Consider the following 22,795-nt stretch of genomic DNA (forward strand, 5'->3'; position numbering starts at 1 on the left):
GTATAAAAATCAACAATGTTCTTTAACACAAGCAAAAGAAAGAGTCAGGGTAGCCCCTGACTCATGTAAATTGATCACAGCCTTGATTTAGCCTGAGTTTCATTATTAATTATTCTTTATTCTCAGCCTTTTCCCGCTGCTCTTTTAACACGGCTTTTCGTGACAAGTTGACTCTACCTTGTTTGTCAATTTCGGTTACTTTAACTAAAAGCTCATCTCCGATTTTAACAACATCCTCCACTTTTCCTACCCGCTCTTCAGCCAGTTCGGAAATATGGACAAGACCATCTTTTCCTGCAAATATTTCAACGAATGCACCGAATTTTTCAATTCGCTTAACCTTACCAAGGTACAATTCACCAACTTGAACCTCTCGAACGATATCTTCGATGATTTTTTTCGCTTTTTGATTCATTGCTTGGTCGGTCGAAGCAATAAATACAGTTCCATCCTGCTCGATATCAATCTTAACACCAGTTTCTTCAATAATCTTATTGATTTGTTTTCCACTTGGCCCAATCACATCACGAATCTTATCCGGATTGATCGTCATCGTTAAAATCTTAGGTGCAAACTTAGAAAGCTCTTCTCTAGGCTCAGTAATGGTAGCTAACATCGAATCCAAGATGTGCATTCTTCCTACTTTTGCTTGTTGCAAGGCTTCCTCTAAAATATCGCGAGAAAGTCCTTCAATTTTAATATCCATTTGAAGTGCGGTTACCCCTTTAGCGGTACCTGCTACTTTAAAATCCATATCTCCAAGGTGATCTTCCATCCCTTGTATGTCAGATAGAACTGTATAATGCTCACCTGATTTGACCAGACCCATTGCGATTCCTGCAACAGGCGCTTTAATAGGTACACCTGCATCCATCATCGCTAAAGTACTAGCACAAATACTTGCCTGAGAAGTAGAACCATTAGATTCAAGCACTTCAGATACAAGGCGGATGGTATATGGGAAATCTTTTTCAGACGGTATAATAGGCTCGAGAGCACGTTCACCAAGTGCACCATGTCCAATTTCACGTCGACCAGGTCCACGAATTGGACCTGTTTCCCCAACACTAAAGGAAGGAAAGTTATAATGGTGCATAAAGCGTTTTTCTTCCTCAATTCCTAAACCATCAAGAATCTGTACGTCACCCATTGCACCAAGTGTACAAATACTTAAAGCTTGAGTTTGTCCACGTGTAAACAATCCTGAACCGTGAGTACGAGGTAAAATACTTACCTGTGATGACAATGGACGGATTTCATCAATTTTTCGACCGTCTGGACGTACTTTTTCTACTGTAATTAGGCGGCGTACTTCGCCTTTAACGATCTTGTCCAAGATTTGCTTCACTTGTTTTAAATCTTCATCTGTTGCTTCTTGTTCCACATATTTAGCCATCACTTGATTTTTTACTTCTTTGATCGCATCTTCACGAGCATGCTTTTCTTGAACTTGGATAGCTTTAACCATATCAGCTTCACAAATTCCTCTTACTTCTGCTTCAAGTTCTTTATTAATTTCGTATAGATTAATTTCTCTTTTTGGCTTACCAATTTCTGCAACAATTTTTTCTTGGAATTCAATTAATTGTTTAATATGGTCATGACCAAACATAATTGCTTCAAGCATCGTTTCCTCAGGCACTTCAAGTGCACCTGCCTCAACCATGTTAATGGCATCCTTCGTGCCAGCAACCGTTAAGTGAATATCACTTTTTTCTGCTTGTTCAACCGTTGGATTGATAACAAACTCATTATTTACACGGCCTACAATAACACCAGCAATTGGTCCTTCAAACGGAATATCTGAAGTACTTAGCGCTAGTGATGACCCAAACATTGCTGCCATTTCGGAAGAACAGTCTTGGTCCACACTCATAACAATACTGATTACCTGCACATCATTACGGAAACCATCAGCAAAAAGTGGACGGATTGGTCTATCGATTAGACGGCTGGCAAGTATTGCTTTTTCACTTGGGCGACCTTCTCGTTTAATAAATCCACCCGGAATTTTACCAACTGCATATAAACGTTCTTCATAGTTTACTGTTAATGGAAAGAAATCGAGATTTTTTGGCTCTTTTGAAGCAGTAGCTGTACTTAATACAGCAGTATCTCCATAGCGGACCATTACCGCACCATTAGCCTGTTTGGCTAATTGTCCTATTTCCACGGTTAATTTACGGCCTGCCCAATCCATAGAATATTCATGTTTCGTTTGTTCCATATTTGTACCCCTCTCTATCTAAATCACTTTAGGAGGATGATGCGAGGATATTTCCTCGCTGTAATCCTCTTTCTAAATCTTCCTAATATAAAAAAAGCCATAAATGCTTATGTTATCAATTTCAAATTAGTATTAGTATGCACATAAAAGTCTTGACTTAAAATTATGTATGAAAATTTCTTTATTTCTCTAATTTTGCCTTTTTAGCCTAATAAAAAAGCGGGATAAATCCCGCTTCTGTAGACTAACGACGTAGACCAAGCTTATTGATTAACACACGGTAACGTTGAACGTCTTTGTTACGTAGGAATGTTAAAAGATTACGACGTTTACCAACCATTTTCAAAAGACCGCGACGTGAGTGGTGATCTTTCTTGTGAGTACGTAAGTGCTCGTTCAAGTTATTGATTGATTCAGTAAGGACAGCGATTTGAACTTCTGCAGATCCAGTGTCGCTCTCATGAGTTTTGTACTCATTGATAAGTTCATTTTTACGTTCTTGAGTGATTGCCATCCAGGTTCACCTCCTAAAATTTCATATCCCCTGTTACCGAGCAAGCGTCGGTGACTCGACTTGCCAAGCAAAGGTTGTTTGTAATACGTATTTAAGAATACATCTTTTTACGTCAAAAAGCAAGTCGAAACCTTATTTTAATGTAAGAAAAACTTTGATAAAAGTGGCTTTAGCAGGAAGATTGTCGATTCATTTCAAAATAATCTATTGCCTTTTGCTTATCTTTTTCTATTTGACTAACCAATTCTTCAATTCCGGAGAACTTCTGCTCTTTGCGTAGGTATAGATGCCATTCGACCACTACTTCTTCTCCATAAATCTCCTGTTCGAATCCAAATAAGTGAACTTCAACAGTTAGTTTTAATGCTTCTTTATTAAAGGTTGGTTTATAGCCAACATTACAAACGCCATTATACCAAAGATCCTTGACTTTCATTTTTACTGCATATACACCCAACGGAGGAATCATATACTCTTCATTCAGGTCTATATTTGCTGTTGGGAAACCTATCGTTCTCCCTCGCTTGTCCCCATGAATGACTGTGCCCGATGTCCTGTAATATCTGCCAAGCAGACCAGGAAGTTCATTTACTTTCGCTTCGTTAAGCAAATAACGAATTCTTGTAGAACTAACCTTTTCCTCACCTTGAGCTAATTTTGGTACAACGGAGGAGGAGAATTGATCCCTTGAGTGGAAAGGCAGGGTTTCCATTGTTCCTTTTCCCATCCGCCCATAAGAATAATCAAAGCCAGCCACTACATGCTTCACATTCAGTCCTATCACATATTGATCAATGAACTCCTGAGGGAGTAAATTTGCAAACTCAGGTGTAAAATGAACAATAAATAAATAATCTATGCCTAACTCTTCAATAATCTTTACTTTATCTGATAAGGGAGTAATATATTGTACGTGCTTTTTGCTCTTTCCCAATACAACAGAGGGATGCGGGTCAAAAGTCATTACTGCACTTTGAAAACCTTGTTCTTCTGCTTGTTTTTTTGCTTCTAGAATTACTTGTTGATGCCCCCTATGAACACCATCAAAATAGCCCAAGGCCATTGCTAAAGGCGGAAAATCGTTTCTATCTATATTATGTGGAAAATTAAGCTTTTTGACTTCCAAATGAAACTCACCTTTTCTATACCGAAACCTTATTATTCATTTCGCAATACTTTAACTGGTTTAAGCAGGTCTGGCTTGCTTGGATGTTTTGCGTAAATGGCGAGAGCCAGTCCATCTGCTGTTTCAGCGATAATCGGTCCGTTAGTTGTTTTTAAGTGTTCTGGTATTGGTAACACCGCACCATTTTTCACTTTCTCTGCTACTTTATCATTAATCTGTAATTTCGGCAAATAAGAAAGTGCTGTCTCTAAAGGTCGTAAAACAGTAGAGATTTCACCAGTTTCCATCAGTTTTTCTACTTCCTCAAAGGTCAGACAATCCTCCAATGTGAAGGCCGCCGACTGGATTCTTATTAGGTTGGACATGTGTGCAGGGTACCCTAATCTTTCACCAATCATGACTGCTAACGTGCGAATATATGTCCCTTTACTACAACTAACTCTAAAACGGAAACGTATTGTTTCACCTGAAAATTCTGTCCGATCATCCAGTAGTTCAATTGAATAGATCGTTACCATCCTAGAAGGGCGTTCTACTTCAATGCCTTTCCGCGCATACTCGTACAGACGAACCCCTCCAACCTTTACGGCTGAAAACATCGGTGGGGTTTGCTCAATTTCTCCCGTCAACGAATCGAGGACCTTTTGAATTTCTTCTCGTAGAATGGTTCGATCCACATTTTTCTTTTCAACCACTTCACCAGATGCGTCTTCCGTCGTGGTAGAGAAACCAATCGTTACTTCACCTTCGTATGCTTTTCCAGCGTCCGTAATATACTCAGCAACCTTTGTTGCTTTTCCAATACAAATTGGTAGAACACCTGTTACATCCGGGTCAAGTGTACCTGTATGACCTACTTTTTTTGTTTTTAAAATTTTTCTTAACTTGAACACACAATCATGTGAGGTTAGCCCTGCTGGCTTGAATAACGGTAATATACCTTCCACCTTATTCGCTCCGATCTCCATTATATTCGAAAAAAATGGATAGACAATTGTCTATCCATTTCACCTTTACATTTGACTTACTTTCATCACATCTTCTGCACTATTTTTGGTTTACTCTTCTTCATTCTTTTCCATCGGTTTATCGTCATCCGTATGCAATTGATGTAGAAGGGTATTAATTCGATTACCATAATCGAATGATTCATCCCACTCAAAAATAATTTCAGGTGTTTTACGAAGGCGAATACGGTGGCCAATTTCAGTTCTGATAAAACCTTTTGCTTTCGCTAAGCCTTTTAATGTATTCTCCTTTTGCTCGTCATCACCTAACACAGAAATAAATACTTTTGCTTGCTGCAAATCTCCTGTAACTTGAACATCAGTAACTGTCACAAAGCCGATCCGAGGATCTTTTATTTTCCGGCCGATGATGTCACTAAGTTCTTTTTTCATTTGCTCTCCAACACGATTTGCTCTGTGGCTCATCATATTCACCTCTTAAATTAAAGCCAATCAATCTCGGTGATTGTTCGTTCTATCTCTGGAAACGAGTCAATTAATTTTAGTGCGTTTTGCAACTCAATCTCTGTAGATACCCGATTAGAGGTAACAACCGCAATGGCAATTTTCGTTCTTTGCCATACATCCTGAAAGTCAACCTCGGCAACGGATACATTAAATTTCTGTTTTAAACGAGTTAGAATTCTCTGCAAAACGGCTCGTTTCTCTTTTAATGAATGAGCATCATAGATGATACATTCACATTCGGCAACACCGATGATCATTTACGTTCAATCTCTTCCATTACATAAGCTTCAATGATATCTCCTTCTTTAACATCATTGTAGTTTTTAATCGTGATACCACATTCGTAACCTTTAGAAACCTCTTTTGCATCATCTTTGAAACGTTTTAGCGCATCAATTTGTCCTTCAAAGATGACAACTCCGTTACGAACTAAACGAATGCCACTATCACGGGTAATTTTACCTTCAGTAACAAACGAACCAGCAATGGTACCAACCTTTGAAACCTTGAAAGTCTGACGAACTTCAGCTTGACCAATAATTTTCTCTTGGAATTCAGGATCAAGCATTCCCTTCATGGCTGCTTCGATTTCTTCAATTACTTTATAAATAATGCGGTGCAGACGAACGTCAACCTTTTCAGCTTCCGCAGCACGCTTAGCATTTACATCTGGACGAACGTTAAATCCGATGACAATTGCATTTGAAGCGGCTGCAAGTGAAATATCCGACTCATTAATAGCACCAGCACCACTATGAATAATTTTAATGTTTACGCCCTCTACATCTATTTTTTGCAATGATGCGGCAACGGCTTCAGCAGAACCTTGAACATCAGCTTTTAGGATGATGTTTAAGTCCTTCATTTCACCTTGCTTCAATTGGTCAAATAGTGTTTCGAGACTGACAACGGATTTTTCACCACGTTGAGCAACTAAAGCAGTTTGCGCACGCGCTTCCCCAACTTGACGGGCTGTTTTTTCGTCTTCAAATACAACAAAACGATCTCCTGCCTGCGGAACATCATTTAGCCCTGTAATTTCTACTGGAGTAGAAGGACCCGCTTCTTTTACCCGTCGTCCTTTATCATTCACCATCGCACGAACCCGTCCGAATGTATGTCCAACAACAATTGGATCACCAATTTTTAAAGTACCGTTTTGCACTAATAATGTCGCTACAGATCCACGGCCTTTATCTAATTGTGCCTCGATAACCGTACCGACAGCTTTTCGGTTCGGATTGGCCTTATATTCTTCTACTTCACTTACAAGTAAGATCATTTCAAGAAGAGTGTCAATTCCTTCTCCGGTTTTTGCAGAAAGTGGTACAAAGATAGTATCCCCACCCCATGCTTCAGATACTAATCCATGTTCAGTTAATTCCTGCATAACTCGGTCTGCATTTGCAGCTTCTTTATCCATTTTGTTTACAGCTACAATGATTGGAACTTCAGCAGCCTTTGCATGGTTAATAGCTTCAACTGTTTGTGGCATCACACCATCATCTGCCGCTACCACAAGAATGGTAATGTCAGTAATTTTTGCTCCACGAGCACGCATGGTTGTAAATGCAGCGTGTCCCGGTGTATCAAGGAAAGTAATCTTCTTTCCATTATCAACTACTTGATAGGCACCGATATGCTGAGTAATCCCGCCAGCTTCACCTTCAGTTACCTTTGTATTACGAATAGAATCTAGAAGGGTTGTTTTACCATGGTCAACGTGACCCATAATCGTTACAACAGATGGTCTTTCTACTAAGACTTCTGATGCATCTTCGGTAAAGTAAACTTCAAGATCCGTTGTGTCAATCTTAATTTCTTCTTCAACCTCTACCCCGTATTCGCCAGCGATCAATTCAATAGCATCTTTATCTAGCACTTGGTTAATGGTAGCCATCACGCCAAGTAAAAAGAGCTTTTTAATGATTTCTGACGGTTCACGATAGATTTTTTTCGCTAGTTCACCAACAGTTAGAGACTCACTAAAAGTAATTTTAGCTGGAAGTTCTTTTTCTTTTTTCTTCTGAGGCTGTGCTTGTTGAACTGGTGTATGAGTCTTCTTCTTGTTATTATTATTACGATTATTACGATTTTGGTTATTATTATATGGCTTAGCCTTTGCTTTATCCGCACTACTGAAGACTTTGTTTTCTTTTGATTGATATTCTTGGGTCTGTTTTTTGCCTTCAGCCGCTTTTGGAGGAGAGACTACTTTTACCTGCCTAGGAGTAGGAGATTTATCTGCAGCTTCTTCAAACGCTTTAGGTGCATTTTTAGACTGTACTTGCGGCTTTTGGCCAGACTGTGCTGGTCTTTGATTTGTACGTTGTTGTTGTTGCTGCTGAGCAGGACGTCCATTAGAGCGTTGTTGCTGCCCGCCGCCCATTTGTTTACTCTGTTGTGTATTGCTTTCTTTTTTATTGAATGTTGCGTCAAGTTTTTTAACGTCTGAATCTTCTATTGTTGCCATATGGTTAGAAACCTCTATATTCATTTCTTTTAATTTTGTAATAATTTCTTTACTTGAAATATTGTGTTTTTTTGCGTATTCATAAACACGGATTTTACTCATATTTTCACCCCCGCTAGATTTAATCGAGCAACGTTACCAGTTTTTTTGCAAATCCTTCATCCAAAATAGCTACAACAACGCGGGCTTCCTTGCCAATTGCTTGACCTAGAAGATGACGGTCTTCCACCATTTTCAACGGAACATGATAGGAATTACATTTATCTGTAATTTTTTTAGTCGTATTTGCAGATGCATCCGCGGCTAATAAAACGAGCTTTGCTTTACCGTTTCTTATTTCCTTTAAGGCAAGCTCTTCACCCGATATGATTTTACGCGCTCGATTGGCCAAGCCAAGCAATGACATCCATTGATTTTGTTTCATTTGGATTGTCAGTTCTCCTTCTCAATTAGCTCAAGTAGTTCATCGTATATCGAATCATTTATAGAAACCTCTAAATGGTTAGCTAAAGTATTTTTCTTCTTGGCTAATAGGATAGCTTCTTTGTCTCTTGAAAGGTATGCACCTCTACCGGATTTTTTTCCAGTTAAATCGATGGTTACATCCCCTTCCTTTGAGCGAACGATGCGAACGAGTTCTTTTTTCGGCTTCATATCACCGGTTGCCACACATTTGCGCAAAGGAACTTTTTTTCTAGTGTTCACGATCATTCACCTCCTAATTAGTCCAAATCATCTTCAAAATCAAAATCAGTATCAACTTGATCATCAAAAAGTCTGATTGTTTCTTCACGTGGGTAAATTCCAAGCTCACGTGCTTCAGTTTCAGCTTTGATATCAATTTTCCAGCCAGTTAATTTTGCTGCCAGTCGTGCATTTTGACCGCGTTTACCGATAGCCAATGAAAGTTGATAATCCGGTACAACAACTGTTGTAGCTTTTTCGTTTTCGTTCACCATAACATCTAGCACTTTTGAAGGGCTCAATGAATTAGCGACAAAAACAACTGGATCATCAGACCATTTAACGATATCAATTTTTTCACCTTTTAACTCATTTACTACCGCTTGCACCCTTGTTCCTTTTGGTCCAACACAAGAACCAACAGGATCAACCTCAGGGTTTTCGGAATGAACGGAAATTTTTGAGCGGTCTCCTGCTTCACGGGCAACAGATTTAATTTCAACTGTACCGTCGTAAATTTCAGGAACTTCAATTTCAAATAAACGTTTCAGTAACCCAGGATGAGTTCTAGAAACAAAAATTTGAGGACCTTTAGTGGTTTTTTCCACTTTAGTAATAAAAACTTTGATTCGATCATGCGGTTTGTAACGTTCATTTGGCATTTGTTCATTTAAAGGTAACAGTGCTTCTATTTTACCAAGGCTGACATAAATAAATTTAGAATCAAGTCTTTGAACGATACCAGTCATGATGTCTTCTTCACGGTCAATAAATTCAGAATAAATAATACCTCTCTCAGCTTCTCTAACACGCTGAGTTACCACTTGTTTCGCTGTTTGCGCAGCGATTCTTCCGAAGTCTTTTGGAGTTACTTCCATTTCAACTACATCTTCTACCTGGTAATTAGGATTAATGTGTTGTGCATCTGCAAGAGAAATTTCAAGACGTGGATCAAAAACCTCATCAACCACTTCTTTTCTTGCAAAAACGCGCATGAGTCCATTTTGTAAATTCAAATCAATGCGGACATTTTGTGCCTGATTGAAATTTCGACGGTATGCCGATACCAATGCGGCCTCAATTGCATCAATTAATATATCTCTGGAAATACCTTTCTCTCTTTCCAGTATTGTAAGAGCATCTAATAATTCGCTGCTCATTTGCTTGTATCCCCCTACTCTTATTCAATTTTTTTATTTAGGCTCTGTTAAAATTGTCTGTTGATCTCCGTTCCAATCAACAGGGTGTATAAATCAACACTGTTCTTTAACACAGCCTTTATTTATGAAAATACAACAGCCAGTCTTGCACTTGCTACTTTTTCATATGGAATGTCTATAGACTTTTTACGAGTTTTGATTTTTACTTCAATTTTTAATTGTTGGCCATCAAACTCAAGTAATTTCCCTTCAAAACCTTTTTCTCCATCAATCGGTTCATAAGTTTTAACAAAAACATTTTTACCAATAGCCTTTTCAAAATCTTTTTCTTTTTTCAATGGACGCTCTGCACCCGGAGAGGATACTTCAAGAAAGTAGTTATGGGGAATTGGATCCAATTCGTCGAGTTTTTCACTTAGTCGCTCACTAACTAGACCACAATCCTCAATATCAACTCCTGTGTCCTTATCGATATATACGCGAAGATACCAGTTTTTACCTTCCTTTACATATTCAATATCCACTAATTCTAAGCTAAGTTCTTGAAAAATTGGTGCAGCTAGCTCTTCTACAACTTCCGTTACTTTGCTCATGCTTTACCTCCTTTTCTAAAATATTTCACCCATATTCTATGTAGTTCACGGAAAGTTTTATCAAATAACACTAAAAAACATTTGTAAACAAAACCAAGATGCATACCTTTTAGGTTGAAGCACCTCGATTACATAACGAAAGAGTGGGTTTCCCCACTCTTGAACACGAGAGTATTTCTTAGTATTTCCAATAAAACTATACCATAACCATTGTTTTTATGCAAACACAAGGGGGTTTATCAGTGTTATCATATTTAGAACAATGATAGCTGATTTTGCTCTGGTAGTGCATTCAGGCAACCTTGTTTGTCTAAATATTCAAGAATGGTCTTAGAAACCTTTCCTCGTTGTTGAAGGTCTTCTTTTGATAAGAACTCTCCATCTTGTCTTGCTTTTACAATATTAAAAGCTGCATTGGTTCCTAAACCAGGAATTGAATTGAAAGGTGGAATGAGTGTATTCCCTTCAATAATAAAATCTGATGCATCTGATTTATATAAATCATAATTTTGGAATGAAAATCCTCTTTCTGTCATTTCAAGTGCTAGCTCTAGAACAGTTAGGAGGTTTTTCTCTTTATTGGATGCTTCCAGACCTTTTGCGTTGATTTCTTCAATCTTTGCGCGGATTGCTTCAGGCCCACGTGACATTGCTTCAATGTCAAAGTCCTCTGCACGCACCGTGAAATAAGCAGCATAGTAAAGAAGTGGGAGATGTACCTTAAAGTACGCAATCCGTACCGCCATTAATACATAGGCAGCTGCGTGTGCTTTAGGGAACATATATTTGATCTTTTTGCAGGAGTCAATGTACCATTCTGGTACTTCGTTTCTCCGCATTTCAGCTTCCATATCTTCACTTAATCCCTTACCTTTACGGACCGATTCCATAATTTTAAAAGCAAATGAAGGTTCCAGCCCCTGATAAATCAAGTAGACCATGATATCATCACGACAGCCAATTACTTCACTTAAATTACACGTTTGGTTGTGAATTAACTCCTGTGCATTCCCTAGCCATACGTCTGTTCCATGGGATAGTCCTGAAATCTGGACGAGTTCTGAAAATGTTGTTGGCTTTGTATCTTCAAGCATCTGTCTGACAAATCGAGTCCCAAACTCAGGAATCCCTAGCGTACCCGTTTTACACATAATTTGTTGTTCTGTTACACCTAACGATTCCGTTCCACTAAAGATTTTCATTACTTCAGGGTCATCCGTTGGAATAGTTTTAGGATCCATTCCACTTAGATCTTGCAGCATTCTGATGACAGTTGGATCGTCGTGTCCGAGTATATCTAGCTTCAAGACATTATCATGGATCGAATGGAAATCAAAATGGGTTGTTTTCCATTCGGAATTTCTATCGTCCGCCGGGAATTGGATCGGTGTGAAATCATATACATCCATATAATCAGGAATTACAATAATCCCACCAGGATGCTGTCCGGTTGTTCTTTTCACACCGGTACAACCAGAAGCGAGTCGCTCCACTTCTGCACCACGCAGTTGAAGGTTGTTATCCTGTTGATAGGCCTTTACATATCCAAATGCTGTTTTATCTGCAACCGTACCAATGGTTCCTGCACGATAGACATACTCTTCACCAAACAGAACCTTCGTATAGTTATGAGCACGTGGTTGATATTCACCGGAGAAGTTCAGGTCGATATCGGGAACTTTGTCCCCTTTAAAACCAAGGAAGGTTTCAAACGGAATATCGTGTCCATCCTTTTTGTACTTAGCGCCGCACTGTGGACAATCTTTATCTGGCAAATCAAATCCTGATCCAACAGAACCATCATTAAAGAATTCTGAATGTTTACAGGTTGGACAAACATAGTGAGGCGGCAATGGGTTCACTTCCGTTATCTCAGTCATCGTTGCGACTAAGGAGGAACCAACTGATCCACGTGAACCAACTAGATAACCATCATCCAATGATTTTTTTACTAGCTTATGTGAAATCAAGTAAATTACGGCGAATCCGTGGCCGATAATACTTTTCAATTCTTTCTCTAATCTGGCTTCAACAATCTCTGGAAGATCCTCACCGTATATTTTACGAGCCATTGAATAGCTCATTTCACGCATCTCTTCATCTGCACCTTCAATTTTTGGTGTATAGAGATCATCTTTAATAGGCTTTATGTTGTCAATCATATCGGCAATTTTGTTCGTGTTAGTAACAACGATTTCCTTTGCCTTCTCTTTACCTAAAAAGGCAAAAGAATCAAGCATCTCATTGGTTGTTCTAAAGTGAACATCAGGCAACTCATGACGGTTTAGCGGGTTCGCTCCACCTTGTGAGTTAACTAAAATTTTCCGGTAAATTTTATCATTTTCATTGAGATAATGAACATTTCCAGTAGCCACAACAGGAATCTCTAACTTATCACCAAGTGTAACGATCTTGCCAATAATATCTTCCATTGCTTTTTCATCACGGACCAATTCCATTTCAATCAACGGAGCATTTACTTCTTTTGGCATTACTTCGAGATAATCATAGAATCCCGCGAAAGCTTCGACTTCCTCAGGAGATTTTTGCATCATCCCTTCAAAAACTTCACCTTTATTACAGCCAGAGCCAACAAGAATTCCTTCTCTATATTTTTGCAGAACCGATCGAGGAAGACGTGGTACTCGATAAAAGTATTCTATATGTGCAATGGAAACGAGCTTAAATAGGTTCTTTAACCCCGCCTCGGTTTGTGCTAAAAGTGTGCAATGATATGGACGAGCACGTTGATAGGCATTCCCCTTACCCATGTTATTGTTTAATTCATCATGGTAGTGGATCCCCTTTTCTAGTGCATCCTTTAACATTTTTAATAATAAGTAGCCCGTTGCTTCTGCATCATAAATAGCGCGGTGATGCTGGGTCAATTCAATGTCAAACTTTTTCGTCAAGGTATTTAATCGGTGGTTTTTCAGCTCAGGATAAAGAAAACGTCCAAGCTCAAGTGTATCGATAACAGGATTTTTGGCCTTTTCTAACCCTATTTGTTTATACCCTACATTTAGGAATCCCATATCGAAGGATGCATTGTGGGCGACAAGAACAGCATCCTCTATCCAGTCATGAAACTTTCGCAATACTTCTTCTACCTCAGGTGCATTTTGCACCATATCATCTGTAATTCCTGTTAAATTAATCGTTGTTGCTGAAAGTCGATGGTGCGGATTTGCAAATGACTCAAAACGGTCAATAATTTCTCCGTCCTTCACTTTTACAGCTGCTAGTTCGATAATCGTATCATATACAGCTGAAAGTCCTGTTGTTTCTACGTCAAATACAACAAACGTATCCTCTGCAAGAAGACGATGTGAATCATTATATGCAATCGGTACCCCGTCATCGACCAAGTTGACTTCCACACCATATAGGATCTTGATATCGTTTTTCTTACCTGCACCATAAGCTTCTGGGAAAGATTGAGCCACTGCATGATCAGTGACAGCAATAGCTTTATGTCCCCATTTTTTTGCTTGTGCAACTAAAGCACTTACAGGTGTGACTGCATCCATCTGACTCATAGGTGTATGCAGATGTAATTCTACCCGTTTCTGATCGTCCGGTGCAGTATCTTTCCGCCCAGCGGGTTTCATTTCATTTATATCATTTCCAATCATGACAAGGTCACGTACAAAGGTATCGTTTTGAATGCTTCCACGAACCTTAACCCACATTCCCTTTTTCACACGCTGGAACAAGGCAGCGTCTTCTTTATCTCGAGAAAACATTTTTACCATTAGCGAACTTGTATAATCGGTAATCTTAAAGGTTAGTAATGAACGTCCACTGCGTAATTCTCTTATTTCCGCATCAAAAATATAACCTTCAACAGCTACTCGTCGTTCTTCATCAACGATATCAATCATGCTGCGAAGATCATTATCATCCTTTATGGTTAAACCAATGGAAAGCGGACCATCAGGCACATCTCCTGAAGCTTGGTCTTTTTCTGCATCACTCTTTTGCATTTCAACCATTGCCAGGAGAGCACGCTCCTGATCTTCTTTTTGTTTTGCCAGTAGAAATTTTTCGTATTCTTCATTTTTTTCTTCCACATTTAAATCTGTTTCAATTGAAAACTGCGGGAAACCAAACGATTGAAAAATATCTCCTATTACTGAACCATATTTTCGTTTTAAGGCTAGACCCTCTGCCTCATTTCTTACCGTAATTGTTAACTTATTACCGCTAACGATTGGCATTTGTTCATTTAAAAGTTTCAAGAGTGGGGGAGAAATTCCATCAATTTGTTGGATACAATGACTCCAATACTCTAGTAAAAGTTCTGGCGTACTGTTTGGATTTGGCACTTTGATATCATAGGAAATCGTAGCAATATTGGAAAAAGTTCGTTCCAACTGTGTGGTGAACCTTACATAGACATTAAAAGGGAGGATTTTTTCAAATAAGAATTGAAAATGCCACTTCCTTGCTTTCTTTTCAACCAATAGTCTTTCAATTTGTGCATTTGTAAAATGCACTACAACAGCATCCTCTATTAATTGCAGCTGCTGGAGCAAGAGTTGGAATCGCTCTTTATTGCCTAGGGCATGTTCGCTCATCGTTCTCTCTCCCATCTATATTAAAATCTTCTGTCTCTATGTTATTGAATAGTAATTATATCATATAGTACGAGATGATTCGTCGGATTTCGACAGAAAACTTCATCCATTTTGGGAAAAATATATCCCAAAAAAATAAGGACCGCAATTCGCGATCCCAATCTTTTTATTTCAAGAAAAATCTCTGAATGTCGTTCCACGTGACTACGAGCATTAAAAGCATGAGCAGGGCGAATCCGATAAAATGAACCATTCCTTCTTTTTGTCTATCTATCGGCTTTCCTCTCACTGCTTCGACTGCAAAGAACATCAATCTTCCACCATCGAGGGCAGGGATTGGTAATAAATTCATAATTCCTAAGTTAATGCTTAAAATTCCAGCCCATTTCATTAAGTAATAAATCCCTGATTTTGCTACTTCATCTGTAGATTTGTAGATTCCAACTGGACCTGAAAGGGCATCGATTGAAAATTGACCAGTAACTAATTTTCCAAGCATAACAAAAATTTGCTTTGTCCAAAAATAAGTTTCAGTGAAACCAGACTTCACTGCTTGAACAGGTGATTTTTCCACAGGACTATAAACACCTATAATCCCCATTTTCTTGCCCTCAACAGTTTTTTCAAGAGGAGTTACTTGAATCTCCTTTTCATTACCGTCACGAACGATAGAGAAATCAAGTTCTTCATTCGGATTTTTCCGAATGATTTCAACTACATCGGTCCAGCTTGAAATTTCCGAACCATTGATACTCTGAACTAAATCACCTTTTTTAAGGCCAGCCATCTTGGCTGCCCCATCAGGAGTAATTACACCCAATTTCGCTTCATTGGAAGGAACCCCCTGGAGCAATGCAATAACAATAAATACTATAAACGCGAGAACAAAGTTCATCATCGGACCAGCAAATATAGCCATAAATCTTTGTCCTAATGTTTTAGAACCAAATTGACGATCAACCGGAGCAATTTGTGATTCGACTCCATTTTCTACAATTACTGCGTTAGAATGTACTTTAAAAGCATGCAAGGTTTCGTCTTCATCTTCCGGAAATCCCTTTATGACAAGATCCCGCTCAATATCGGCATATTCGACCTCTACAATTCGGCAATTAGGGAATTTTTCTTTATTATTTAAAATAATTTTTGTAACATTATCAAGCTTATCAAACAAAAGACCGATTCGATATCCAGGCTTAATTTCGACTACTTCAGGGTCTTCCCCAGCCATTCGGACAAAACCACCAATTGGCAGAAGACGAATCGTATAAGTAGTCTCTCCTTTTTTATGAGAGAACACCTTTGGACCCATACCAATGGCAAATTCGCGACAGAGGATACCTGCCCTTTTTGCAAAAATAAAATGACCTAATTCATGAAAGAAGACAAGTGCACCAAAAATTACAATAAAGGCAATAACTGTACTCAAATTTTAAAACCACCTTTTTTAAGGATAGGGGGTGAATCATTTAACATTGATTACTAGCACTTCCGCTTTCCTTACAGAAGAGATTGTACATAATGTCTAGTTTCTTGATCTACCTCTTGTATAACGCTCAGGCTAGGATGTTGGATGGTTTGATGAGTGCTTAATGCCTTTTCAATTAAGTCTTCAATTTGCAGGAAACGAATCTTCCCTTCTAAAAATGCTGCTACTGCAGCTTCATTAGCAGCATTTAAGACTGTTGGCATTGTTCCGCCTTCTTTACCAGCTATATAAGCAAAGTTCAGACAGCGAAATCTCTCAACATCCATTTCCTGAAAATGTAATCTACCAATTTGAGCTAGATTCAATCGATTTGCCGATGCTAGCGGCAAGCGGTCAGGATAGGTGAGTGCATATTGGATAGGCACTCTCATATCTGGTGTTCCAAGCTGTGCAATAACACTTGAATCATGGAATTCCACCATTGAATGGATGATACTTTCCTTATGAAGGAGAACATCTATTTTATCATAAGGCATATCAAACAGCCAGTGTGCCTCAATGACTTCCAACCCTTTATTCATCATGGTAGCTGAATCAATAGTTATTTTTGCTCCCATTGACCAATTCGGATGGTTTAATGCCTCTTGAACCGTCACATTTTCTAACTCTTTTCTTGAACGGTCACGGAAACTGCCACCTGATGCAGTAAGAATCAGTCTTTCAATATTTTTCGCCTTTTCCCCCTGTAGAGATTGGAAAATTGCGGAGTGTTCACTGTCAACTGGAAGAAGTGTTACATGATTTCGTTTGGCTGCATCCATCACTAAATGCCCCGCCGTAACAAGCGTTTCTTTATTTGCAATTGCAATGGTTTTACCACATTCAATCGCTTGTAATGTTGGATTTAAACCAACACTTCCTAACACGGCATTCACTAGAATATCCGCCTTTTCATAAACTGCTGTTTCAATTAAACCCTCAGGACCAAACGTAAACTTGATATGTGGGAATTCTGTATTTAATGTTATATAATCACTTTTGTTTTGTACAGAAACAAGCTCTGGCTGAAACTCACTTATCATTTTTCTTGCTAATTCAATATTTTTCCCTATAGATAAGGCAGCTAGTTTAAATTCTGTTGGGTGCTCACGAATCACATCAAGGGTTTGAGTGCCAATCGACCCTGTAGCTCCCAATAAGCTAATTGTTTTCAATAATGTCAACTCCTAAAGATCAAACGCATGCACTAAGACCAAAGATGGAAAAAGTGCAATAACGGCCAAACAAATAATAGGCTATCAAACCGGTCAAGAATACCACCATGACCAGGTAATATATTTCCTGAGTCTTTCACATTAAAATGACGCTTAAATGCGGATTCAACCAAATCGCCAATTTGTCCAAAAACTGACAGGGCGACAGTTATTCCAATTAAAGACGCATGTATATCAGTAAATAGTACAAAAAGAACAGCTACGATGACTGCACATAGTACACCGCCTATTGAGCCTTCAACCGTTTTATTAGGACTAATTTCAGGCCATAGCTTCCTCTTACCCAAAGATTTCCCAATAAAGTAGGCACCAGAGTCTGTTGCCCAAATCATAAATAAGGAATACAAAATAAAAACAAGGCCACCCTCTTGTCTGGTCTCAAAGAAGAAGTAAAAACCAATTCCAACATAAAGAGCAGAGAGTATAGAGAAGGATACATCCTCAAATGTAAAACGATTTTTCGTAATCACAGTATAGGTTAACAATAAAAGAATTAACGCAATTCCTATTTCTGTTTTTGAGTAATAAAAGGTTTGTATCAGTTCTGAATATTTCTCTGGAAAGAGAAGAACCCAAAGAAATAAGACTGAAAGAAATCCATGAACAGAAAAGATCGATAAATTCTTCATTTTTAACAACTCATACAAACCAATCGTCGCTAAAAAATAGGTTAATAACACAAGTGGAAACCCACCATAATAAACAATTGGCAAAAATAATGCCGCAGCAATGACTCCTGTAATAATTCTTTGCTTCATCTAATAGTTCAACACCTTTTAATCAAGTGACGGTTAAGACATGCAATTTAATGAAAGATCATCTCTCAACCTGCTTTTGCTGAAATTTCACCTCATAAGATTCCGCCAAACCTACGTTGTCTCTTTTGAAAGACTTCGATTGCTTCAAGTAAATGATTCTCACTAAAATCAGGCCATAAAACATCCGTGAACCAAAATTCCGAGTAGGCCAATTGCCAAAGCATAAAATTACTTAAACGAATTTCCCCACTCGTTCTAATTAATAGGTCCGGATCTTTAAATTCGGAGGTCATAAGGTAGGAAGAAAAAACATCTTCATTAAGTTCGGTCTCATTCAGTATTCCATTTTTACTATCATTTAAGACCTGCTTGACTGCATCAATAATCTCTGCCCGACTTCCATAGTTCAGCGCAAAGTTTAATACTAGTCCATTATTATCTTTCGTTTCTTCTATAGCTTTTTCAATTGCATGTAGTGTATGTACAGGAAGCTGATTTTTATATCCAATCATTTTCACTTGAACATTATTTTCAACCAGTTCAGGAAGAAAGGTACCTAAAAATTCTTCTGGCAGACGCATGATATATTCCACTTCATTTTTAGGGCGTTTCCAGTTTTCAGTTGAAAAAGCATATAATGTAAGTGCCTTAATTCCAAGTTTATTTGCCAGCATAGTAGTTTTACGAACCACTTTCATCCCTTCATGATGACCGGCAACACGTGGCAAGGCCCTCTTCTTAGCCCAGCGCCCATTACCATCCATTATTATTGCAACATGCTCAGGTATAGGTTGTTTTTTTAATTCTTCAATTTTATCTCGGAGTGTGGAAGAGTGTTCTTGCTTCTTCCCAAGCCTAAATTTATTAAACATAGCATTGCTCCTCAATTAATTAATCATTGCCTCCGATTGTTTATGTAAAGGGTAAACAAGGTTACATGCTTTTATCATACCAAAAAAGCAAGAAGATATCTCTAATAAATAACTTATGTAAAATAAAAGGAATTAAGAATAATGTTCAGAAAACAATCTTTATAATCTTATATAGAAAAAAATCGGCCTAAAATAGTGAAAAAAACCCCCTAAATAGAGGGTCTTCACACTCAATTACACTTCTAGGATTTCTTTTTCTTTATCTTTAGTGATTTGGTCAATCTTTTGAATAAATTCATCCGTTAGCTTTTGAATATCTTCGGAATAGCCGCGAAGCGCATCCTCTGTTATTTCACCATTCTTTTCAAGCTTTTTCAAGTCATCGTTTCCATCACGACGGATGTTACGAATTGCAACTTTTGCTTCTTCTGATTCTTTTTTCACTACTTTTACAAGTTCTTTACGGCGTTCTTCTGTTAGCTGTGGAATAGCAATTCGAATAATTGATCCATCGTTTGAAGGATTTAAACCTAAGTCAGATTTAAGGATTGCTTTTTCAATATCACCGAGAATTGATTTATCATAGGGTTGAATAACAAGTAGTCTAGCTTCTGGAGTAGAGATACCAGCCACTTGATTGACAGGTGTTGGCGCACCATAATAATCAACAGTAATGCGATCGAGCAATGATGCACTTGCTCTCCCAGCACGGATACTAGCAAGCTCACGTGTATAAGATTGAATCGCTTTTGTCATACGATCCTTAGTACCAGTAATAACTTGTTTTGGCATTTAATTTTTCCCCCTAACAACTGTTCCTATTTTTTCACCCATAACAGCTTTTTTAATATTGCCTTGTTCCATAATTGAGAAAACAATAAGTGGTATATCATTATCCATACATAATGAAGAAGCAGTTGAATCCATAACCGCTAATCCTTCCTTTAATACATCCAGGAATGAAAGATCTTCATATTTTGTAGCATTCGCATCGATACGTGGGTCTGCTGAATACACACCATCCACATTATTTTTTGCCATCAAAATTACTTCAGCATCAATTTCAGCTGCTCTTAAAGCCGCAGTTGTATCTGTAGAGAAGTATGGGTTTCCTGTTCCAGCTGCAAAAATAACCACACGCTTCTTTTCTAAGTGTCTAATCGCACGACGTCGAATATAAGGTTCTGCAACCTGACGCATTTCAATTGAGGTTTGAACTCGTGATTCGATTCCTAAGTTCTCCAAACTATCTTGAAGTGCCAAAGAATTCATCACTGTTGCAAGCATACCCATATAATCGGCGTTTGCACGATCCATGCCCATTTCACTACCGATTTTCCCACGCCAAATGTTACCGCCACCTACGACTACTGCTACCTCCACTCCAAGTTCAGCTATTTCTTTTACTTGGATGGCAATCGATTTGATTACAGAAGGTTTAATACCAAAGCTAGATTCACCAGCAAGTGCTTCTCCGCTCAATTTTAAAACTACGCGTTTGTACTTAGGACCGCTCATATAAACCTCCGTATGTAAATTTGAAAGCACTAGCACTACAGTCAGCGCTATGCTAAACATTATTTTTTCTTGAAAAATAGGGAACACATCGTGTCCCCTATTCAAAAACTTATTTCAGTAACATTCCCTTAAAGCTTATGTTTTTAAACAAGAGAATATTTGACTATTGTTTATTTACTTGGTTCATAACTTCTTCAGCGAAGTTATCTTCACGCTTCTCGATACCTTCTCCAACTTCGTAACGAATGAATTCACGAACAGTTGCGCCCTTAGATTCAACAAATTGACGAACCTTTTGGTCAGGGTTTTTAACGAAAGTTTGGTCAAGTACACAAACATCTTCAAAGTACTTTCCAAGACGACCTTCAACCATTTTTGCAACGATATTTTCAGGCTTACCTTCGTTAAGAGCTTGTTGAGTTAATACTTGACGCTCACGCTCAACTTCTTCTTGTGAAACTTGGTCACGTGATACGTATTTTGGTTTTAATGCAGCGATGTGCATAGAAATATCTTTTGCAGCATCTGCATCAGTAGTACCTTCAAGAACTGTTAATACGCTGATACGGCCACCCATGTGTAGGTAAGCACCAAACGCATCATTATCAGTTTTAGAAACTACTGTAAAGCGACGAAGAGAAAGCTTTTCACCAATTTTAGCGATTGCAGCATTGATGTGATCTGCTACAGTTGCACCGTTTTCCATTGTTTGAGCAGATGCTTCTTCAACGGTTGTTGGTTTGTTTTTAAGAAGGTGTTCAGCAATTTCCTTAACAAGTGCTTGGAATGCTTCATTTTTTGCAACGAAGTCTGTTTCAGAGTTTACTTCAAGAATTACAGCCTCATTACCATCTACAAGGATAGAAGTTAAACCTTCTGCAGCAATACGGTCAGCTTTGTTTGCAGCTTTTGCAATTCCTTTTTCACGTAAGAAATCAATTGCTTTTTCCATATCACCATCTGTTTCTGTTAACGCTTTTTTACAATCCATCATACCTGCGCCAGTTTTTTCACGAAGTTCTTTTACCATTTGAGCAGTAACTGCCATAATTAACTTCCTCCTTTAAATACTATGTACTATATTCATATCTTAGCCATTGTTAGCTAAGATAAACATTCTTTCAACACTGTACTTTTGTCCCATACAAAAATAGCGGGTTTTCTTTAAAAAAAGGTGATAAAGGGTGCTCCCTCTTATCACCTTTTTATTTTTAACCACTTCAATTAATTAAGCAGTAACTTCTTCACCTTGTTTAGCTTCAAGGATAGCATCAGCCATTTTACCAGTTAAAAGCTTAACCGCACGGATTGCATCGTCGTTTGCAGGAATAACAACGTCGATTTCGTCCGGATCACAGTTTGTATCAACAATACCTACGATAGGAATGTGTAATTTTTTAGCTTCAGCAACTGCGATACGCTCTTTACGAGGGTCGATGATGAATAGTGCATCAGGAAGTTTCTTCATATCTTTAATTCCGCCTAAGAACTTCTCAAGACGTTCTTGTTCTTTCTTTAATTGAACAACTTCTTTTTTAGGTAATACTTCGAAAGTACCGTCTTCAGACATTCTTTCAATATCTTTTAAGCGGCCAATACGCTTTTGGATTGTTTCAAAGTTTGTTAGTGTACCACCTAACCAACGTTGGTTAACATAGTACATACCAGAACGAGCTGCTTCTTCTTTAACAGAATCTTGAGCTTGTTTCTTTGTACCAACAAAAAGGATAGTACCGCCGTTACCAGCAAGGTCCTTTACCCAATTGTAAGCTTCTTCTACCTTCTTAACTGTTTTTTGAAGGTCGATGATGTAGATACCGTTACGCTCTGTGAAGATATATTTCTTCATCTTAGGGTTCCAACGGCGAGTTTGGTGTCCGAAGTGTACACCAGCTTCAAGCAATTGCTTCATTGAAATAACTGACATGTTTGTTTCCTCCTAATGGTTTGATTTCCTCCGCTCCTATCATCTTTAAACAGAAACTGTAATCAACAGCACCATCTGTTTAAATCAACGAGCGTGTGTATTAACACCATGAAATAATATAGCACATGTACAAATAACAATCAAGTATACTTTTAAAAAAAGGCTCATTAAACTTGTCTGTTGAT

At 38.3% G+C, this 22,795-nt stretch carries 20 protein-coding genes; all 20 read right to left on the reverse strand.

What is annotated here, in order from left to right; translation table 11 throughout:
• Positions 1 to 109: 109 nt before the first annotated feature.
• The gene (gene pnp, locus ABES03_RS09240) at positions 110 to 2,227 is read right to left on the reverse strand and encodes a polyribonucleotide nucleotidyltransferase (RefSeq protein WP_430117004.1); all 2,118 of its coding nucleotides are present in this window, start codon (positions 2,225 to 2,227) and stop codon (positions 110 to 112) included.
• A gap of 244 nt (positions 2,228 to 2,471) precedes the next feature.
• Entirely contained in the window at positions 2,472 to 2,741 is a 270-nt protein-coding gene (gene rpsO, locus ABES03_RS09245) for a 30S ribosomal protein S15 (protein WP_024026799.1), read from the reverse strand.
• Positions 2,742 to 2,910: 169 nt separating this feature from the next.
• Positions 2,911 to 3,867: a bifunctional riboflavin kinase/FAD synthetase gene (gene ribF, locus ABES03_RS09250; protein ID WP_430117005.1), complete on the reverse strand. Its 957-nt coding sequence runs from the start codon at positions 3,865 to 3,867 to the stop codon at positions 2,911 to 2,913.
• A gap of 32 nt (positions 3,868 to 3,899) precedes the next feature.
• On the reverse strand, positions 3,900 to 4,814 hold the full coding sequence (gene truB, locus ABES03_RS09255) for a tRNA pseudouridine(55) synthase TruB (protein ID WP_430117006.1): 915 nt from the start codon (positions 4,812 to 4,814) through the stop codon (positions 3,900 to 3,902).
• Positions 4,815 to 4,925: 111 nt separating this feature from the next.
• Positions 4,926 to 5,300, reverse strand: a complete 375-nt coding sequence (rbfA, locus tag ABES03_RS09260; protein WP_430117021.1) for a 30S ribosome-binding factor RbfA — start codon at positions 5,298 to 5,300, stop codon at positions 4,926 to 4,928.
• A gap of 17 nt (positions 5,301 to 5,317) precedes the next feature.
• Complete coding sequence (locus tag ABES03_RS09265; RefSeq protein WP_430117007.1) at positions 5,318 to 5,599, reverse strand: DUF503 domain-containing protein; 282 nt, start codon at positions 5,597 to 5,599, stop codon at positions 5,318 to 5,320.
• The gene (gene infB / locus ABES03_RS09270; protein ID WP_430117008.1) at positions 5,596 to 7,917 is read right to left on the reverse strand and encodes a translation initiation factor IF-2; all 2,322 of its coding nucleotides are present in this window, start codon (positions 7,915 to 7,917) and stop codon (positions 5,596 to 5,598) included. The genes ABES03_RS09265 and infB overlap by 4 nt, the downstream gene beginning before the upstream one ends.
• 19 nt (positions 7,918 to 7,936) lie before the next feature.
• Positions 7,937 to 8,239 carry a YlxQ family RNA-binding protein gene (locus ABES03_RS09275; protein ID WP_430117009.1) on the reverse strand — a complete coding sequence of 101 codons (303 nt, stop codon included), beginning with the start codon at positions 8,237 to 8,239 and terminating at the stop codon, positions 7,937 to 7,939.
• 8 nt (positions 8,240 to 8,247) lie between these two features.
• Positions 8,248 to 8,520 (reverse strand): RNase P modulator RnpM, encoded by a 273-nt coding sequence (rnpM, locus tag ABES03_RS09280; RefSeq protein ID WP_430117010.1) that lies wholly within the window; start codon positions 8,518 to 8,520, stop codon positions 8,248 to 8,250.
• 17 nt (positions 8,521 to 8,537) lie between these two features.
• The gene (nusA, locus tag ABES03_RS09285) at positions 8,538 to 9,659 is read right to left on the reverse strand and encodes a transcription termination factor NusA (RefSeq protein ID WP_430117011.1); all 1,122 of its coding nucleotides are present in this window, start codon (positions 9,657 to 9,659) and stop codon (positions 8,538 to 8,540) included.
• A gap of 122 nt (positions 9,660 to 9,781) precedes the next feature.
• Positions 9,782 to 10,252 (reverse strand): ribosome maturation factor RimP, encoded by a 471-nt coding sequence (gene rimP / locus ABES03_RS09290; RefSeq protein WP_430117012.1) that lies wholly within the window; start codon positions 10,250 to 10,252, stop codon positions 9,782 to 9,784.
• Between the two features lie 254 nt (positions 10,253 to 10,506).
• Entirely contained in the window at positions 10,507 to 14,832 is a 4,326-nt protein-coding gene (locus tag ABES03_RS09295; RefSeq protein WP_430117013.1) for a PolC-type DNA polymerase III, read from the reverse strand.
• A 166-nt stretch (positions 14,833 to 14,998) separates the two neighbouring features.
• On the reverse strand, positions 14,999 to 16,261 hold the full coding sequence (gene rseP, locus ABES03_RS09300; RefSeq protein ID WP_430117014.1) for an RIP metalloprotease RseP: 1,263 nt from the start codon (positions 16,259 to 16,261) through the stop codon (positions 14,999 to 15,001).
• A gap of 71 nt (positions 16,262 to 16,332) precedes the next feature.
• Positions 16,333 to 17,475 (reverse strand): 1-deoxy-D-xylulose-5-phosphate reductoisomerase, encoded by a 1,143-nt coding sequence (gene dxr / locus ABES03_RS09305; protein ID WP_430117015.1) that lies wholly within the window; start codon positions 17,473 to 17,475, stop codon positions 16,333 to 16,335.
• A gap of 32 nt (positions 17,476 to 17,507) precedes the next feature.
• Positions 17,508 to 18,293 carry a phosphatidate cytidylyltransferase gene (locus tag ABES03_RS09310; RefSeq protein ID WP_430117016.1) on the reverse strand — a complete coding sequence of 262 codons (786 nt, stop codon included), beginning with the start codon at positions 18,291 to 18,293 and terminating at the stop codon, positions 17,508 to 17,510.
• A 92-nt stretch (positions 18,294 to 18,385) separates the two neighbouring features.
• Positions 18,386 to 19,165: an isoprenyl transferase gene (locus ABES03_RS09315; RefSeq protein WP_430117017.1), complete on the reverse strand. Its 780-nt coding sequence runs from the start codon at positions 19,163 to 19,165 to the stop codon at positions 18,386 to 18,388.
• Positions 19,166 to 19,399: 234 nt separating this feature from the next.
• A complete protein-coding gene (frr, locus tag ABES03_RS09320; RefSeq protein WP_430117018.1) occupies positions 19,400 to 19,957 on the reverse strand; it encodes a ribosome recycling factor in 558 nt (185 codons plus the stop codon).
• On the reverse strand, positions 19,958 to 20,683 hold the full coding sequence (pyrH, locus tag ABES03_RS09325) for a UMP kinase (protein WP_308080178.1): 726 nt from the start codon (positions 20,681 to 20,683) through the stop codon (positions 19,958 to 19,960).
• Positions 20,684 to 20,846: 163 nt separating this feature from the next.
• The gene (tsf, locus tag ABES03_RS09330) at positions 20,847 to 21,731 is read right to left on the reverse strand and encodes a translation elongation factor Ts (protein ID WP_430117019.1); all 885 of its coding nucleotides are present in this window, start codon (positions 21,729 to 21,731) and stop codon (positions 20,847 to 20,849) included.
• A gap of 180 nt (positions 21,732 to 21,911) precedes the next feature.
• The gene (gene rpsB / locus ABES03_RS09335; protein ID WP_430117020.1) at positions 21,912 to 22,610 is read right to left on the reverse strand and encodes a 30S ribosomal protein S2; all 699 of its coding nucleotides are present in this window, start codon (positions 22,608 to 22,610) and stop codon (positions 21,912 to 21,914) included.
• Positions 22,611 to 22,795 lie beyond the last annotated feature (185 nt).

Source organism: Neobacillus rhizosphaerae (assembly GCF_050477885.1).
GTDB classification, from domain to species: Bacteria; Bacillota; Bacilli; order Bacillales; family Cytobacillaceae; genus Neobacillus; species Neobacillus rhizosphaerae_A.

Bases quoted from the DNA above. Each gene is read 5' to 3' on its own strand.
- pnp (WP_430117004.1), bottom strand. From the start codon at position 2,227: ATGGAACAAACGAAACATGAATATTCTATGGATTGGGCAGGCCGTAAA.
- rpsO (WP_024026799.1), bottom strand. From the start codon at position 2,741: ATGGCAATCACTCAAGAACGTAAAAATGAACTTATCAATGAGTACAAA.
- rbfA (WP_430117021.1), bottom strand. From the start codon at position 5,300: ATGAGCCACAGAGCAAATCGTGTTGGAGAGCAAATGAAAAAAGAACTT.
- ABES03_RS09265 (WP_430117007.1), bottom strand. From the start codon at position 5,599: ATGATCATCGGTGTTGCCGAATGTGAATGTATCATCTATGATGCTCAT.
- infB (WP_430117008.1), bottom strand. From the start codon at position 7,917: ATGAGTAAAATCCGTGTTTATGAATACGCAAAAAAACACAATATTTCA.
- ABES03_RS09275 (WP_430117009.1), bottom strand. From the start codon at position 8,239: ATGAAACAAAATCAATGGATGTCATTGCTTGGCTTGGCCAATCGAGCG.
- nusA (WP_430117011.1), bottom strand. From the start codon at position 9,659: ATGAGCAGCGAATTATTAGATGCTCTTACAATACTGGAAAGAGAGAAA.
- rimP (WP_430117012.1), bottom strand. From the start codon at position 10,252: ATGAGCAAAGTAACGGAAGTTGTAGAAGAGCTAGCTGCACCAATTTTT.
- ABES03_RS09295 (WP_430117013.1), bottom strand. From the start codon at position 14,832: ATGAGCGAACATGCCCTAGGCAATAAAGAGCGATTCCAACTCTTGCTC.
- ABES03_RS09310 (WP_430117016.1), bottom strand. From the start codon at position 18,293: ATGAAGCAAAGAATTATTACAGGAGTCATTGCTGCGGCATTATTTTTG.
- ABES03_RS09315 (WP_430117017.1), bottom strand. From the start codon at position 19,165: ATGTTTAATAAATTTAGGCTTGGGAAGAAGCAAGAACACTCTTCCACA.
- frr (WP_430117018.1), bottom strand. From the start codon at position 19,957: ATGCCAAAACAAGTTATTACTGGTACTAAGGATCGTATGACAAAAGCG.
- pyrH (WP_308080178.1), bottom strand. From the start codon at position 20,683: ATGAGCGGTCCTAAGTACAAACGCGTAGTTTTAAAATTGAGCGGAGAA.
- tsf (WP_430117019.1), bottom strand. From the start codon at position 21,731: ATGGCAGTTACTGCTCAAATGGTAAAAGAACTTCGTGAAAAAACTGGC.
- rpsB (WP_430117020.1), bottom strand. From the start codon at position 22,610: ATGTCAGTTATTTCAATGAAGCAATTGCTTGAAGCTGGTGTACACTTC.